The sequence below is a fragment of the Streptomyces sp. 3330 genome (genome assembly GCF_031456635.1).
Classification (GTDB): Bacteria; Actinomycetota; Actinomycetes; order Streptomycetales; family Streptomycetaceae; genus Streptomyces.
Genome location: NZ_JAVDVA010000012.1, coordinates 242,350 through 258,582 on the forward strand (window position 1 = coordinate 242,350; position 16,233 = coordinate 258,582).

At 73.1% G+C, this 16,233-nt stretch carries 9 protein-coding genes and 1 pseudogene; 7 read left to right on the forward strand and 3 right to left on the reverse strand.

From position 1 onward, the window contains the following. Window positions 1-1,419, forward strand: coding sequence for an FAD-dependent oxidoreductase (locus J2X68_RS21810; protein ID WP_310434201.1), 1,419 nt, complete (start codon window positions 1-3; stop codon window positions 1,417-1,419). A 135-nt stretch (window positions 1,420-1,554) separates the two neighbouring features. Then, window positions 1,555-2,007: a hypothetical protein gene (locus tag J2X68_RS21815; RefSeq protein WP_310434202.1), complete on the forward strand. Its 453-nt coding sequence runs from the start codon at window positions 1,555-1,557 to the stop codon at window positions 2,005-2,007. A 437-nt stretch (window positions 2,008-2,444) separates the two neighbouring features. Here J2X68_RS21815 and J2X68_RS21820 read toward each other — a convergent pair whose 3' ends face one another. Continuing rightward, a complete protein-coding gene (locus J2X68_RS21820; protein WP_310434203.1) occupies window positions 2,445-4,070 on the reverse strand; it encodes a PucR family transcriptional regulator in 1,626 nt (541 codons plus the stop codon). Window positions 4,071-4,174: 104 nt separating this feature from the next. Next, on the reverse strand, window positions 4,175-6,556 hold the full coding sequence (locus J2X68_RS21825; RefSeq protein ID WP_310434204.1) for an ATP/GTP-binding protein: 2,382 nt from the start codon (window positions 6,554-6,556) through the stop codon (window positions 4,175-4,177). A gap of 237 nt (window positions 6,557-6,793) precedes the next feature. Between J2X68_RS21825 and gabT the strand changes: the two genes are divergently transcribed. The 4 genes and pseudogenes from gabT to J2X68_RS21845 all read left to right on the forward strand — a co-directional run bounded on the left by gabT (window position 6,794) and on the right by J2X68_RS21845 (window position 11,172). Further along, on the forward strand, window positions 6,794-8,128 hold the full coding sequence (gabT, locus tag J2X68_RS21830; RefSeq protein WP_310434205.1) for a 4-aminobutyrate--2-oxoglutarate transaminase: 1,335 nt from the start codon (window positions 6,794-6,796) through the stop codon (window positions 8,126-8,128). A gap of 122 nt (window positions 8,129-8,250) precedes the next feature. Further along, window positions 8,251-8,469 (forward strand): annotated as a pseudogene (locus J2X68_RS21835) (phosphoesterase); the annotation flags it as partial. A 333-nt stretch (window positions 8,470-8,802) separates the two neighbouring features. After that, a complete protein-coding gene (locus J2X68_RS21840; RefSeq protein WP_399040512.1) occupies window positions 8,803-9,690 on the forward strand; it encodes a phosphatase PAP2 family protein in 888 nt (295 codons plus the stop codon). A 36-nt stretch (window positions 9,691-9,726) separates the two neighbouring features. Next, window positions 9,727-11,172, forward strand: coding sequence for an aldehyde dehydrogenase family protein (locus tag J2X68_RS21845; RefSeq protein ID WP_310434206.1), 1,446 nt, complete (start codon window positions 9,727-9,729; stop codon window positions 11,170-11,172). A 132-nt stretch (window positions 11,173-11,304) separates the two neighbouring features. On the opposite strand, the gene J2X68_RS21850 is transcribed toward J2X68_RS21845, so the two are convergent. Beyond that, window positions 11,305-14,193, reverse strand: a complete 2,889-nt coding sequence (locus J2X68_RS21850) for a glycoside hydrolase family 3 C-terminal domain-containing protein (protein WP_310434207.1) — start codon at window positions 14,191-14,193, stop codon at window positions 11,305-11,307. A gap of 326 nt (window positions 14,194-14,519) precedes the next feature. Here J2X68_RS21850 and J2X68_RS21855 point away from each other — a divergent pair, with 326 nt between their 5' ends. Beyond that, window positions 14,520-16,214 carry an extracellular solute-binding protein gene (locus J2X68_RS21855; RefSeq protein ID WP_310434208.1) on the forward strand — a complete coding sequence of 565 codons (1,695 nt, stop codon included), beginning with the start codon at window positions 14,520-14,522 and terminating at the stop codon, window positions 16,212-16,214. Window positions 16,215-16,233: the final 19 nt, after the last annotated feature.

Sequence of the window (16,233 nt, forward strand, 5' to 3'; positions counted from 1 at the left end):
ATGGCCCCGAGCGCCATGAACCGGTGGATCACTTCTCTTTCCGACGCACAGCCGGTCCCGTACTGGCTGGAAGACCCCGGCAAGCCGCACCCCGAGCCCGCGCTCACCGGCCCCGAGACCTGCGACCTGCTGGTCGTCGGCGGCGGCTACAGCGGACTGTGGACCGCGCTCGTCGCCAAGGAGCGCGAGCCGCAGCGGGACGTGGTGCTGCTGGAGGGCCGCGAGGTGGGCTGGGCCGCCTCGGGCCGCAACGGGGGCTTCTGTGCGGCCTCCCTCACCCACGGGCTGCCCAACGGGCTCGCCCGCTGGCCCGACGAGATCCACCGGCTCGAGGAGCTGGGGATGCGCAACCTCGACGAGATCGAGGCGGCGATCGCCCGGCACGGCATCGACTGCGACTTCGAGCGCACCGGCGAGATCGACGTCGCCACCGAGACGTACCAGGCGTGGGAACTGCGCGACTGGTACGAGGAGCTCGAAAGCAAGGGGCTCGCCGACGGCATCGAGTTCCTGGACGCGGACGCGGTGCGCGAGCAGGTCGCCTCGCCCACCTTCCAGGCGGGTCTGCACGACCGCCGCGGCGTCGCGATGCTCCACCCCGCCAAGCTCGTCTGGGGTCTGAAGCAGGCGTGCATGCGGCTGGGCGTCCGCGTCTACGAGCACACCCCCGCGCTGTCGCTGAAGCCCTACGGCGCCGGCATGGCGGTGGGCACCCCGTACGGACAGGTCCGGGCCCGGCAGGTCGCGCTCGGCACCAACATCTTCCCCAACCTGGTCAAGCGGGTGCGGTCGTACACCGTGCCGGTCTACGACTACGCGCTGATGACCGAGCCGCTGACCGGTGAACAGCTCGACTCCATCGGATGGAAGAACCGGCAGGGCCTCGGGGACTCGGCCAACCAGTTCCACTACTTCCGGCTGTCGGCCGACAACCGGATCCTGTGGGGCGGCTACGACGCGGTCTACCCCTACGGGGGCCGGGTACGCGCCGAGTACGACGACCGGCCGGAGACGTACGCCAAGCTCGCCGGGCACTTCTTCGGCTGCTTCCCGCAGCTGGAGGGGGTGCGCTTCACCCACGCGTGGGGCGGGGCGATCGACACGTGCTCGCGCTTCTCCGCGTTCTTCGGCACGGCGCACCAGGGGAAGGTGGCCTACGCGGCCGGGTACACGGGCCTGGGTGTCGGGGCCACCCGCTTCGGGGCCGAGGTGATGCTGGACCTGCTGTCGGGGGAGAGCACCGAGCGGACGTCCTTGGAGATGGTGCGCAAGAAGCCGCTGCCGTTCCCGCCCGAGCCCTTCGCCTGGACCGGCATCGCCCTCACCAAGTGGTCGCTGGCCCGCGCCGACGCGCACGGCGGGCGGCGCAACCTGTGGCTGCGGACGATGGACCGGCTGGGGCTGGGCTTCGACAGCTGACCGGCGCCTCGCCGCTTTTGGGCCGGCGTGACCCGGTTCACCCCAACGGGTGGCCCCGACCCGCGTAATGCCCGCCGGGGACCTCCCTCTCCCTCGTGACGCGACCGCGTCCACGAGAGAGAGGGAGGTCTTCTCATGACTGGGGCGAAGACGGCTGTCGAATGGCTGGCATCCGTCGCACCGGATCCCGAGGCATGCCGCCGGGAATGGGAGCGCAACCCCCTGGGGGTGGCGCTGCTGCCCGCGGGCAAGGCCTGGGACGTACTCATCCTGCCGGGCGAGCTCGGCTATCCCACGCTCGACGTCCTCACCCGGATCCTCCACCGGCCGGGCCCCGTGCTGGTCGACTTCGGAGACAACCGCATGGGCTTCTTCGTGGCGCCCGGCACGGCCGCGCGCTGGCTCGGCACCGGTATCCGCACGGCGGGGGCCGGCACCTGGATCGTCGTGCCGTATCCGGGGCGCTCCACCCGGGGGGTCCGCTGGCTGGTCCCGCCGGACGGCTCCGGCACCCTGACCGACGCGGCCCTGCTGGAACTGGCGATGCACGAGGCGGCGGCGGGCCCGGCCGCCGGAGAGGACGGCTGACCGGCCGGACACCTTCGCCGCCGTACCCGGCCGCCGGCCGGGGCGGGACGGGCGTGCCTCCACGTCCCCCGATCGGGAGGCACGGCAGATCCCTTTCACGTCGGCCGCCCGTGCGGCCGACGCGGACGCCTCCGTCCCCGGCGCGGAACCGCCGCTCCACGCTGCGCCGCTCGCTCGCGGGCGCCCGGCACACGGCGTCCGGTGGGTGCGCGTGTGCGTGCGTATGCGTGTGGTCCCTGCGCGTGTCCGTGCCGACGCGGGCCGCCGGGGACAGCGACCGACCCTGTCGCTCCGGCCTGCCCTGTTCCGCCCTGTTCCGCCCGGCTCTGCCTTGCCGTGCCCGCCGTGCCGCGCCGCCGATGTCGCCGCCTGTCCCGGCTCGCCCGGCTCGCCCGGTTCGACATCTCGCCCGGTCCGGCCCCGGGCTGTCCGCCCTGCTACTCCGTCGACGTCGCCTTCAGCGCCAGCCACAGCTCCATCCGGACGTCGGGGTCGTCCAGGGAACGTCCGAGGATCTCCTCCACCCGCCGCATCCGGTAGCGCAGGGTGTGCCGGTGGACGCCCAGGTCGGCCGCCGCCGCGTCCCACTGGCCGTGGCGGGAGAGCCAGGCCCGCAGTGAGGCCACCAGGTCGCCGCGACCGGTCGCGTCGTGTTCGCGCAGGGCGCGCAGGAGACCGTCCGCGAAGGCCTTCACCGCGTCGTCCGCGAGCAGGGGCAGCACGGAGCCCGCCGCGAGCTGCTCGTGCTCCACGAAGACCCGGCCCCGGCGCCGCGCCACCGACAGCGCCTGCTCGGCCTGCTTGTACGCCGCCGCAGCGGCGATCGGCCCGGCCGGCGCGGACAGGCCGACGACGAGTCCGCCCTCGTCGCCGGACTCCGGCCCCACGCCCCCGGCCGCACGGGCGCTCTCCAGCGTCGCCGTGTACTGCGCGCACGCCTCCACGGCCGCGCCCCCGTCCGTCACCAGGGCCACCAGCCGGTCGCCCTCGGGCACCACCAGCACGGCCTCCCCGGCCCGGGCGGCCGCCGACTCCACCACCTCGGTGAGACCGTCGAAGGGGTCCGCGCCTCCTCCGGCCGCGGCCGGCGCCCCCGTCGCGTCGGCGACGATCACCCGGAACGGCGCGTCGAGCAGACCGCCGTACAGGTCCCCGGCGACGGCCCGCGCGTGGTCCGGTTCGCCCGCCAGCAGCATGCACAGCACCGCCGCGCCGATCCGCTGCTGCGCCGCGTTCAGCGAGCGGGAGCGTTCGGTGGTCAGCGTGAGCAGCGCGATGGCCGAGTGGACGGCGTACCGCTCGGCGGTGCCGGGAGCCGACGCGGTGCCGACCGCGAGCGCGGCGCGCGGGCGCCGGCCGGTGCCCAGGGAGTGCAGCTCGACCCGGTCGTCGTGCCGGTCGTCGGGTCCCGAGTGCTCCGGGCCCCCGCCGCCCACCACCACCGAGGCCGGGGCCGGCCGTTCCCGCAGCCGCTCCACCTCCGCCGTGAGCCGCGCCGCGCGCCGGCCCGCCCACTCCGGCGCGGACGCCACGACGGCGCCCGAGGCGTCGTAGAGCGCGGCCCACCCGTCGACCTGGGCGGCGAGCGCGCGCAGCAGGCCCTGCGGGCCGTCCGTGAGCGCCTGCTTCGTCAGCTCGCGCTGGGCCGCGAACCCGGCCGTGACCGCCCGGTACTGATCGGCCGCGATGGCCGCCGACACCGCCTTGCTGATGGCGAGGAAGGGGGTGCGGCGCGGCACCTCCAGCAGGGGCAGCCCCTCCTCCTCGGCCGCGTCCACGAGGGCCTTCGGGATGTCCGCGTAGTTGACGCCGACGGCGAAGCCCAGGCCGACCACCCCGGCCTTGACCAGCCGCCGCACATAGCGCCGCATGGCCTCCGGGTCCTCGGCGTCCAGCTTGAGCGCGGTGATCAGCAGCAGCTCCCCGCCCTCCATGTACGGCACGGGGTCCGCGAGCTCGCTCACGTGCGCCCAGCGCACCGGCACGTCCAGGCGGTCCTCGCCCGCCCGCACGGTCAGTTTCAGCGCGGAGTGATGGACGAGCGAGGCGAGCGTGGGAGGCATGGGGCCTTCAGGTCGGGGGAGGGAGCGGCGGCGTGATCTTTTGGCCGCCGCGTATGAACGGTCTCTCCCGATTCTGCCTCACTGTACGGACGGCGGACGCGCCTTCAGCCGCGCAGGTCCACCAGCAGCGGTGGCGCGTGCTCGCCCCGCACATCGGTCAGCGACAGCACGGCGTGGCCGGTGGGCACCTCGTGCGCCAGCCGGGACGCCGACCACCGCTCCCGCTCCACCTGGCGCACCGTCACCGCGTCCGTGGTCACCGCCTTGCCGGTCACCAGCTTGCGCAGGGCGTGGATGGCGCGGGTCATCGGCTGATCGGCGAAGACGGTGTGCTGGGCGACCTCGGTCGTCTCCACCCACTCGGTGCCCCAGGTCTGCGCGAACCTGCTGCCGTCCCAGGTGGTGATGCCGGAGAACGCCATCCGGCAGCCGACGGCCCCGTACAGCGGGCCGTGCAGCGCCTCCGGGACGTCGCCGATCGAGCGCAGCGCGAGCACCACGCCCGCGTTCTGCGAGCGCAGCCGCTGGAGCCGGCGCACCGCCCCGTCGGTGATCGTTCCCGTCGCGTCGTCCAGGACCAGACAGGCGAAGTGGTCGCGCCGTTCCCGTACGACGGTGTGGAACTGGGCGAGGACCAGCCGGGTGATCAGCCGGGCGGCCTCCTCGTGCCCCCGCTCCGGCAGGTCGACGCGGACCCGCAGCGGGTGGTGGGCCACGGCGCGCAGCGAGAACGCCCGGTGCGCGTTGCTGCCGCCGCCGAAGAATTCCGCGAACACCGGACGGTTGAGCAGCGCCAGCCGGTCGGCGAGGGCCCGGCCCGCGTCGCCCGGCGTCCCGGTCTGGCGGGCGCGCGCCTCCAGCTCACGGCGCATCACCTCGTCACCGGCCACGGCCTCCCGCAGCGCGGCCAGCGCGGCCGGTTCACCTTCGAGGAGCTCACGCAGCTCGGGCAGGGTGGGGAAGCAGCCGTGCGCGCTCCGGTAGGGGCCCAGCAGCTGGGCGAGCGCCGTCGTCGCGCTCTGGCCGCTCACCGTGTCGAGGTCGCCGACCAGCGCCTCGGCGAGGATCTCGGCCGCCTCGTCCGGGTCCTCGGACTCCGCGTACGGGTCCAGGTCGTGCACGGACGCGGGGTCCCCGATCCCGACGATGACGTCGAAGGCGGAGTCGGAGCCGAGCCGGCCGCCCCCGGGCGACGAGACCGCGACGACCGCGCACGCCCCGGTGAGCGCCTGGAGGGCCAGCGCCTCGGTCAGCGGCTCGACCAGGGTCCGGGTCTTGCCCGATCCGGACGGCCCGACGGCGAGCAGCGAGGTGCCCAGCACCTCCGGGCCGAGCGCGGCGCCCGCGTCGTGATAGGCGGCCGGGGTGCGTTCGGCGGCCACCCAGCGGCCGACGCGGACCTGCCCGGTGAGCAGATCGTGGCGCGCGGCGCGCCGGGGCAGGTCGCGGGCGCCGGAGGGGTGGGTCCAGGCCGCCCCGCCCTGGCGCAGCACGGTCTCCCGGAAGTCGGCGAGCCCCGCCGTCCAGGCCCGCCGTACCCGGACGCAGTCCACGTCGGTCAGCCGGCCGGCGGCGACCTCGGCGGTCAGCAGCTCGGCCGCCTCGTACTGCCCCGCGTCCCGCAGCTCGGGCCACCGGGAGCGCGGACGCTCGACCGCGGGGGCGTCCTGGCCGGGTCCGGCGCGCCGGGCGGCGAGTCGTTCCTGCGCGTACGCCCACCAGCCGCCGACCTTCGCGAACGGCCACAGCACCAGCAGCGTGACGACCGCGTACAGCGCGTTCGTGAACAGGGGCGAGGCGAACAGCTCGTAGCTGCCGGAGATCAGGACGATCAGTGAGAACAGCGGGTCGATGACGGGCAGGGCGTCCCAGCCGACCCCGAAGGCGTCGGGGAAGACGAAGCTGAGGGCGGCGAGCGCGCCCAGCAGGGCGACCAGGGCCCGCGCGGGCTGCGGCCGGCGGCCCACGAAGTGCCGCACGGCGTGCGCCCAGCTGCCCAGCCGGCCCATCCCGTAGACGAGGACGGCGAAGAACAGGCCGTCGTACACCACGCGCGCCTCGGCGCCCTCCATGGACTTCGGGGACGCGATCGTGCCGCCCCACCACCAGTCGTCCGGGGTGAACAGCCGCAGCAGGGTGAACTGGTACGGCAGCCCGCCGCGGCGCCACAGCGACCACAGGACCAGCGCGACGACCAGCGGGACCAGCATGCCGACGACGGTCACCGGCGCGAGCCGCTCCGTCGCCCGGGCCGCCTTGGGCGGCCGGTACCCGAAGCGCCAGATCCCGGTCCCGGCCGCGGGGCGCGCCTCGTCGAGCCAGTCGGCGACGGCGGACGCGGCCCGCGGGGCGTGCCCGGGGGCGGGCGGTACGCCCGGCGCCCGGTCCGGCCGCGGCGGCGTCGAGGGCGGCCGCGCCGGCCCCGCCGGGCGCGGCACAGGATCCGCCTGCGTACCCCGCGCGTCCTGCGTCCCGTCGCTGTCCATCGCCCGTGCCCCCTGACCAGCCGCTCCGTCCACCATCAGCGAGTCAATCTAACGCGCCCGCAAGGGGAGTTCACCGCTTACGCGGCCGGGCCCGTGACGATGGCCGTCCGGCGGCACTGTCCATGACGGACAAGCCGCCGCGCCGACACCGCCCACATGGAGCATGCCCACCCTCCACTCCCCGTCCTAGCCTGCGAGAAAAGAACGAAAGTGTCCGCAACACCCCAGGAGCCCCTCATGACCGCCCTTCCGCAGGAGCGCCGCGTCGTCACCGCCATCCCCGGCCCGAAGTCGCAGGAACTCCAGGCCCGCCGTACCGCCGCGGTCGCGGCCGGTGTCGGTTCGGTGCTCCCCGTCTTCACCACGCGCGCGGGCGGCGGCATCATCGAGGACGTCGACGGCAACCGCCTGATCGACTTCGGCTCCGGCATCGCCGTGACGTCCGTCGGCGCCTCCGCCGAGGCCGTCGTGCGCCGCGCCACCGCCCAGCTCGCCGACTTCACCCACACCTGTTTCATGGTCACCCCCTACGAGGGCTACGTGGCGGTGGCCGAGGCCCTCGCCGAGCTCACTCCGGGTGACCACGCCAAGAAGTCCGCGCTGTTCAACAGCGGCGCCGAGGCCGTCGAGAACGCCGTCAAGATCGCCCGTTCCTACACCAAGCGGCAGGCGGTCGTCGTCTTCGACCACGGCTACCACGGCCGCACCAACCTGACCATGGCGCTGACGGCGAAGAACATGCCGTACAAGCACGGCTTCGGCCCGTTCGCGCCCGAGGTCTACCGCGTCCCGGTCGCCTACGGCTACCGCTGGCCCACCGGCGCCGAGAACGCGGGCCCCGAGGCCGCCGCGCAGGCCATCGACGAGATCACCAAGCAGGTCGGCGCGGACAACGTGGCCGCGATCATCATCGAGCCGGTGCTCGGCGAGGGCGGCTTCATCGAGCCCGCCAAGGGCTTCCTCCCGGCCATCAGCAAGTTCGCGTCCGACAACGGCATCGTCTTCGTCGCCGACGAGATCCAGTCCGGCTTCTGCCGCACCGGCCAGTGGTTCGCCTGCGAGGACGAGGGCATCGTCCCGGACCTGATCACGACGGCGAAGGGCATCGCGGGCGGTCTGCCGCTCGCCGCCGTGACCGGCCGCGCCGAGATCATGGACGCCGCGCACGCGGGCGGCCTGGGCGGCACCTACGGCGGCAACCCGGTCGCCTGCGCGGGCGCGCTCGGCGCGATCGAGACGATGAAGGAGCTCGACCTCAACGCGCGGGCGAAGCACATCGAGTCCGTCATGAAGGGCCGTCTCTCGGCCATGGCGGAGAAGTTCGAGGTCATCGGCGACATCCGCGGGCGCGGCGCGATGATCGCGATCGAGCTGGTCAAGGACCGGACGACGAAGGAGCCGAACCCCGAGGCGACCGGCGCGCTGGCCAAGGCCTGCCACCAGGAGGGCCTGCTGGTCCTGACCTGTGGCACCTACGGCAACGTGTTGCGCTTCCTGCCGCCGCTCGTCATCGGCGACGACCTGCTGAACGAGGGCCTCGACATCATCGAGCAGGCTTTCGCGCGCATCTGAGCCCAGGTCCCGCACAGCTGATTCGCAGCGCCCGCAGAGCGTGTGAAGAAGGTGTGCGAGGAGGATGGCGGGACGGGATACGGCCTGTCGTACCGCCTGTCACTGCCGTAGGTTCTCTGCAGATGAGAGATACACCCCGTCCGCAGGGGACTGCGGGCGGATCCAGGCCGGGGCCTCCCCAGCTTCGACCTGGTCGTGCCCTCGCGCACACAACCGGAGCTTCCGGCTTCGGATCTCCACACCGATCGGACGGCCGCCCGCCCCAAACCCCCCGGGGCGGCCGGCACTCCGGTCCGGACGGCCACCCCGGAACCACCCCCCCTGTTCCGGGGTGGCCGACCTCCTCCTCTGGTGCAGACCACGGAAAGCAGACCCCGGATCCGAATCCGGGGTCTTTTTTCGCTCCGGACCCGGCCCTCCGGACCCGGCCCTCCGGACCCGGCCCTCCGGACCCGGCCCTCCGGACCCGGCCCTCCGGACCCGGCCCTCCGGACCCGGCCCTCCGGGACCCGGCGATCCGAGCTTGCGGTCAGGGCTTTCGGTCCGGGTCTTCGCTCCGGACCCCCGGTCCGCTTCCCGCTTCCCGCTTCGCGCTGCCGCTCCGGGTCCCCGATCGGGGCTTTCGCTCCGGATTCCTTTTCCGCCGTCCGGCCGCCCCTGACAAGCTGGGGCCCATGCCGTCCCGTCCGTTCCGCCCGACGCGTGCCGTCCTCGGCCTCCTGCCGCCCGCGCTGCTCTTCGCGCTGATCACCTGGCAGGTCGTCGCCGGCGGCCCGCTGCTGCGCCAGGACCAGCGCCTCAGCCGCGCCCTCGTCCGTCCCGGCCGGGCCGCCGAGCTGCTGGCCGACCTGGGCGAGGTGCAGATCGCGGTGCCCGTCCTGGTGCTGGTCGCCGGATACGCGGCGTGGCGGGGGAGGGCGGCGGGCGTGGCGCGCTGGTGGGCGCCGTCCCTGGCCGCGCTCGCCGTGATGGCGCTGGTGCCGTTGGTCGTCGTCCCCCTGAAGCTGTGGACCGACCGGCCCGGTACGCCCGCCGTGCCCCCGGCCACCGGCTACTACCCCTCCGGACACACGGCGACGGCGGCCGTCGCCTACGGCGCGGCCGCGCTGGTCCTGCTGCCGTGGCTGCGCACCGCGTTCGCCCGGTGGCTGGCTCTCGCCACCAGCGCTCTTCTCGTCCTGGCCGTCTCGTACGGGCTGGTCCGGCGCGGCTACCACTGGCCGCTGGACGTCGTGGCGAGCTGGTTTCTGTGCGCGGTGCTGCTCGGGGCGCTGTGGCTCCTCCTGGAACGCGAGCGGCCGCAACGCGAGCGCTCGGAGGGCGAACGGCCGGAGCGGGAGAGGCCGGAGGGTGAACGGCCGCAATGCGAGCGGCCGGAGGGTGAACGGCCGGAGCGGGAGGGTCCGGAGGGTGCACGGCCGGAGCGGGAGGGGCCCGGGGCGGCAGCGGGACGACCGTGCCAAACCGGCGCACCCGGACCGTCCACCCGTACGACTCGGACAAGCGCTCCTGCGGCCTCCCGCCCCTACCGTGGAGCTCGAAAGCCACAGGACACCCCCTAAGCGGAAGGGCCGGACTCAATGCCCCAGGAAAAGAATGTGGGAGCCACCCACGCCTTCTGGCTGGCCGGCCGCCAGGTCACCGGCGAGGACAGCTTCGACGTCACCTCGCCGTGGGACGGCCGTCTCGTCGGCAAGGTCAGCGTGCCGACGGACGCGCAGGTCGAGGAGGCCGTGGCCGCCGCGTACGCCGTGCGGGACGAGTTCGCCGCCACCCCGGCCCATGTGCGCGCCGCCGCCCTCGACCACGTCAGCAAGCGGCTCGCCGAGCGCACCGAGGAGATCGCCCGCCTGATCTCCGCCGAGAACGGCAAGCCGATCAAGTGGGCGCGCGGCGAGGTCGGCCGTGCCGTCTCCGTGTTCCGGTTCGCCGCCGAGGAGGCCCGGCGGTTCAACGGCGGCGAGGCGCAGCGCCTCGACACCGACGCCGGCGGCCAGGGGCGGCTCGCCCTCACCCGGCGCTTCCCCAAGGGTGTCGTGCTCGGCATCGCGCCGTTCAACTTCCCGCTGAACCTGTGCGCCCACAAGGTCGCCCCGGCGATCGCGGCCGGTGCGCCGATCATCCTCAAGCCGGCCCCGGCGACCCCGCTGTCCGGCCTGATCATCGGTGACCTGCTCGCCGAGACCGACCTGCCGGCCGGTTCCTGGAGCATCCTGCCGGTCTCCAACGACCGCATGCCCGCCCTCGTCCAGGACGAGCGCCTGCCGGTCATCTCCTTCACCGGCTCCGAGAAGGTCGGCTACGCGATCATGGACTCGGTGCCGCGCAAGCACTGCACCCTGGAGCTGGGCGGCAACGGCGCGGCCGTGGTCCTCGGCGACTTCGCGAGCGACGCCGACCTCGACTGGGCCGCGGGCCGCATCGCGACCTTCTCGAACTACCAGGGCGGCCAGTCCTGCATCTCCGTGCAGCGGGTCATCGCGGACGCCTCCGTCTACGACCGGCTGCTGCCCCGCATCGTCGCCGCCGTCGAGGCGCAGGTCACCGGCGACCCCTCCGACGACAGCACCGACGTCGGTCCGCTGGTCAGCGAGGACGCGGCGAAGCGGGTCGAGACCTGGGTGGACGAGGCCGTCGCGGCCGGCGCCTCCCTCCTCGCGGGCGGCAAGCGCGACGGCGCCTCCTACGCGCCGACCGTCCTCACCGACGTGCCGGCGGACACCACCCTCGCCTGCGAGGAGGTCTTCGGACCGGTCCTCACCGTGACGAAGGTGGACGGCGAGGCCGAGGCCTTCGCCGCCGTCAACTCCTCCAAGTACGGCCTCCAGGCGGGCGTGTTCACGCACGACGTGCAGGTCGCCTTCCGCGCCCACCGCGCGCTGGAGGTCGGAGGTGTCATCGTCGGCGACGTGCCGTCCTACCGTGCCGACCAGATGCCGTACGGCGGCGCCAAGCAGTCCGGCGTGGGCCGCGAGGGCGTCCGGTTCGCGATGGAGGACTACACCTACGAGCGCGTGCTGGTGCTGACCGGCCTCGCGCTCTGAGGTCACCCTCCAGCTAATAGGAACCATTTTCATATAGGCTCCTGGTCGGCGCTCACACGCCGTCCCCGAAGGGGTCCGGCACCGATGCCTTCCGGTGCCGGACCCCTTCTTCGTGCCGGCTTCCCCGGACCCTCAGCCGGTGAAGCCGACATGCGCCAGCCGCAGCGGGCCGCGCAGTCCGAGGCGCAGATCGCGGACGCCCCCGGCGCCGAAGGCGGCGTCGACGGTGACGTGCTCGTACGGTCCCCGCGCGGACTCGGCGACCGTCAGCGTGGCCAGTACCGGGCCGTCGTCCAGCGACAGCTCCACGGTGCCCGAGCCCGCCGCCGTCACGGTCACGCCGGTCGTGCCGTCGCCGAAGTCGCAGGCCCGGTAGAGCAGTTCGCCGGTCCCGCCCGCCGCCGGCGTCACCGCGTCACCCGACGCCTTCGTCCGGTCGACGATCTCGACGCCGCTCTGCTCGTCGAAGTCGGCGGCCTCCAGACCGCGCCGGCGGACCGGGCGCGGGGCGGACGGTTCGCCCTCGATCGCGACCGTCGTCCGCAGCCGGACGTCAGCGCTGGACGCGCCGACCAGCAGGTCGTACGGGCCGGACTCCAGGCGCCACCGGCCCTGCGCCACGTCCCAGAAGGCGAAGGCGGACAGCGGCACGTCGAAGGCGAGCGCCGCGCTCGCGCCCGGGGCGAGCGTGACCCGGCGGTGGTCGAGCAGCTCGCGGCGCGGCCGGGTGACCGAGGGATCCACGGCGCGGGTGTAGAGCTGGACGACCTCGTCGGCCGTCAGGTCCCCGGTGTTGGTGACCGTGCAGGAGACGTGCGCCGTGCCGTCCTCGACACGCACCGCCAGGTCCGCGTAGGAGAACGACGCGTACGACAGGCCGTGCCCGAACGGGAACAGCGGGGTGCCCTCGAAGTAGAGGTACGTCTGCCGGGCGCCGATCACGTCGTAGTCGAGGAGGTCGGGCAGATCGGCGTCGTCGGCGTACCAGGTCTGCGGGAGGCGTCCGGCCGGGGAGACGTCGCCGGCCAGGACCCGCGCCAGAGCGGTGCCCGCGGCCTGGCCGCCGTGCGCCGTCCACAGCACCGCGGACAGCGGGCCCGGCTCGATCGCGTACGGATACGCCGACACCAGGGCCAGCACCGTGCGCGCGTTCGCCGCGCGGGCGGCCGCCAGCAGCCGCTCCTGGTGGGCCGGCAGCCGCAGCGTGGTGCGGTCCTCGGTCTCCCGGCCGTTGATGTGCGGGTCGTTGCCCGCCACGACCACCACCACGTCGGCCCCGGCCGTGACCCGGGCCACCGCGTCCTCGCCGGATTCGACGACGACGACCTCGACGACCTCGGGACTCTCCTCGTCCGGCCCGGCAACCCTGACGCCGTCGGCGGCGACACAGAGGGGGCGACCCGTTCCCAGGTGCAGCAGGAGGTGACCGTTTCCGTGGGTGTTCCCGGTCTTCCCGGAGCCCTCGTCGGCGTCGGCCACGGGGTGCAGGCGGAACGTCTCCTGGACGACCCAGCCGCCGGGCCGGTCGGCGGAGGCGCGCAGAAAGCCGTCCTCGGCGACGGAGAGGTAGCGCCCGTCGGGCGCGCGCAGCGTCAGCACGCCCTCGCCCCAGTCGACGAGCGCGAGCTCCGTGCCGGTCGCGTCCGCGGTCAGCGGAGGCAGGTCGGTACGGCCCGCGAGCAGCGCCGGGTCGAGGGCGCCCTCGGCGCCGCGTGCCCGGTCGGTGGCCTCGGGGGCGGCGGGTACCTTCAGGAACGTCCCCGCGGAGGTCTTGAGCAGGACCCGGTCCACACCCTCCGCGAACTCCACGCGCTCGGCGCCGAACCGCTCGTACAGGCCCTCCAGCGGGGTGGAGCGGTGCAGCAGCGTGCCGCTGTACCAGTCGAGCTTGCACTCGTCCGCGAGCAGACCCACCACCGCGATCCGGGTGTCGGCGGCCAGCGGCAGCACACCGTCGTTGCGCAGCAGGACGATCGCCTGCTCGGCGGCCTCCCCGGCGAGCGAGCGATGGGCCGGGGAGTCGAACTCGCCGGTGCCGGCGTGCGGGTCGTAGTGCGGGTCGAACTCGCCCAGCCGGAAGCGGACCGAGAGCTGGCGGCGGACCGCCGCGTCGACGTCGGCCGGGGTCAGCAGCCCCTGCTCCAGGGCCCCCTCGACCCGGGCGACGATCTTCGAGCCGTCCGTGCCGTGGTCGGTGAAGCTGTCCACGCCGGCCACGAGCGCGGCCGCCGTCGCCTCCTCGTGGGTGTCGAAGTAGTGCTCGGAGTCCACCAGGTTGGAGGGCGCGCCCGCGTCCGAGCAGACCAGCAGCTCCTCGTCGGCCCAGGTGCGCAGATGCTCGCGCAGATACGGCGAGACATGGTTGGGGCGGCCGTTGACCAGGTTGTACGCCGGCATCACGCCGGCCACCGCGCCCGCCTCGACCGTGGCGCGGAAGGCGCGCAGATCGTACTCGTGCAGCACGCGCGGACGGACCGAGGACGAGGTCACGTCCCGGCCGGTCTCGTTGTTGTGGGCCAGCCAGTGCTTCAGGACCGGCGCCGTGCGCCAGTAGGTCGGATGATCGCCGCGCAGACCGTGCGTGTAGGCGGTGGCGATGGCGGAGGTCAGCCGGGGGTCCTCGGAGTAGCCCTCCTCGTTGCGGCCCCACAGCGGATGGCGCAGCAGGTTGACGGTGGGGGACCACACGTTCAGCCCCACCCGCTCGTCGTGGGCGCGCATCGCCCGGACCTCCTTGGACACCGCCTCGCCGACCCGGCGCACCAGGTCGGTGTTCCAGGTCGCGCCCAGACCTACCGCCTGCGGGAACACCGTCGCGGGACCCATCCAGGCGACGCCGTGCAGCGCCTCCTGGCCGGTGCGGAAGGCGGCGATGCCGAGGCGCTCGACGGCGGGTGCGAACTGGTGCAGGAAGGAGACCTTCTCCTCGGGGGTCAGCCGGGACAGCAGATCGTCGATGCGCTTCGCGAACGGCAGCTGCGGGTCGCGGAACGGCGGCGTGGGCGGCGTGTGTGCGGTCACGTGGGGATCCCTTTGCGGTGGAGCGGGGAGGCTCTTTCGAAGCGCTTCGATGCTCATTCGACGGTGCGGTGGGTGTCAAGGGGACTTCACCGCTATTTCAAGCGGCACATAAGGAGAGGTCGCCCCTGATACCTCGGAGGAATGTTGGGAGCGACCCTTGTGCACCCCGGGGTGTTCACTTAACCTCGCAGCAACATCGAAGCGCTTCGACTGGACCGCGACGAGACGTTCGTCGGAGGATCGCTTCAGCTCAGCCAGTTCCACTCGAGACACCGCAGCCGACGGCCACCGCCGGGTGTCCTGGTGCGCCATGAAGGGTTGACGCAATGACGCCGAACGCCGCTTCCGCCTCCTCCGGCCCGAGCCGGAGAAGCTTCCTCGCCTCCACGGCGGTCGCCACCGCCGCGGTGGCGGGAGGGATGCCGCTGCTTGCCGCCTGCGGCGGCACGGACAGCGGCTCGCGCGACGGCACCACCTCGGGCAAGGACGCCAAGAAGCTCCTGCCCGCCTACGTGGCCAGCAACGTGGTGACGCCCGACATCCCGTCCAAGAACGGCTCCTCGGTCGGCTTCACGAGCAAGCTCGACCTCGCCACGCTGAAGACCTCGGTGCAGGAGAAGCTCGGCAAGGGCGGCAAGGTCACCGTCATGTCGCCGTTCTGGGGCTCGCCGCCGAAGGGCGACAACGCCTACTACACGGCCATGAACGCCCTCATCGGCGTCGACGTCGTCTGGCAGAACCAGGACGGCAACACCTACGACCAGAAACTCGGCGCCGTGCTCGCCTCCAGCGACGTGCCGGACGTGGTCGTCGTCCCCGGCTGGAACATGGGCGGCAAGATACCCAGCGCCATCCTCGGCAAGTTCGCCGACCTGGGCCCGTACCTGTCCGGCGACAAGGTCAAGGAGTACCCGAACCTCGCGGCGATCCCGACCGACGCCTGGCAGCGCTCCCTCTTCGGCGGCAAGCTGCGCGGTCTGCCGATGCCGTCGTCCTACGTCACCAACATCGTGCCCTTCTACCGCAAGGACCTGTTCGACAAGAACGGCTACGAGGTCCCGACGACGACGGACGAGTTCACGGCCCTGGCCAAGGAGATCACCAACGCCAAGGCCAAGGTGTGGGCCTGCGGCGACATGAAGTGGACCGCCTTCAACAGCTTCGGGGTCCCGTCCGGCGGGGAGAAGCCGCTCGGCTGGATCCTCGACGGCGACAAGCTGGTCAACCGCATCGAGCTGGACGCGTACCTCGAGGCGCTGGAGTGGACGCGCAAGCTGTTCGCCGCCGGCTACGTGCACCCGGACTTCAAGCTGGGCAAGAGCCAGGCCGTCGACCCGAGCACCAAGTTCGCGGCCGGCGAGTTCCTCATCTACAACAACGACATCTCCAGCTGGTACGGGCAGCAGGCCTCGCAGGCGGCGCAGAACCCGGACTTCCGGATCTGGGGCATGGACATCTTCGGCCACGGCGACGCGGACCCGGTCATCTACGCCACCCAGCCGGCCAACATCTTCGCCTTCGTCAACAAGAAGGCCTCCGAGGCCGTCATCCGCGATGTGCTGGCCGTCGCGAACGTCACCGCCGCCCCGTACGGCACCAAGGAGTACATGCTCACCAACTACGGGGTGGAGGGCACGCACTACAGCGTCAAGGACGGGGTGCCCGTCAAGAACGACAAGGGCAACCAGGAGGTCCTCAACGCCTTCGTGATGGTCGCGAGCCCGGCCTCGACCATCGCCCACCCCGACTTCCCGGACATCGCCAAGGGCCAGGTCGAGTGGCAGCAGCGGATGGGCGCCTTCACCAAGAAGTCGGCCTTCTACGGCATGCAGATCACCGAGCCCAGCCGCTGGACCAACCTCTCCAACGACTTCGAGCAGCTGGAGGACGACATCGTCCGCGGCCGCAAGAAGATCAGCGACATGCAGGCGGCCGTCTCCGACTGGAAGAAGAAGGGCGGCGACGAGCTGCGCGCCTGGTACCGCAAGCTGCTCGACGACAACGGCACGGCGACGGGCTGACGGCAGCGAGGCGAGGAGA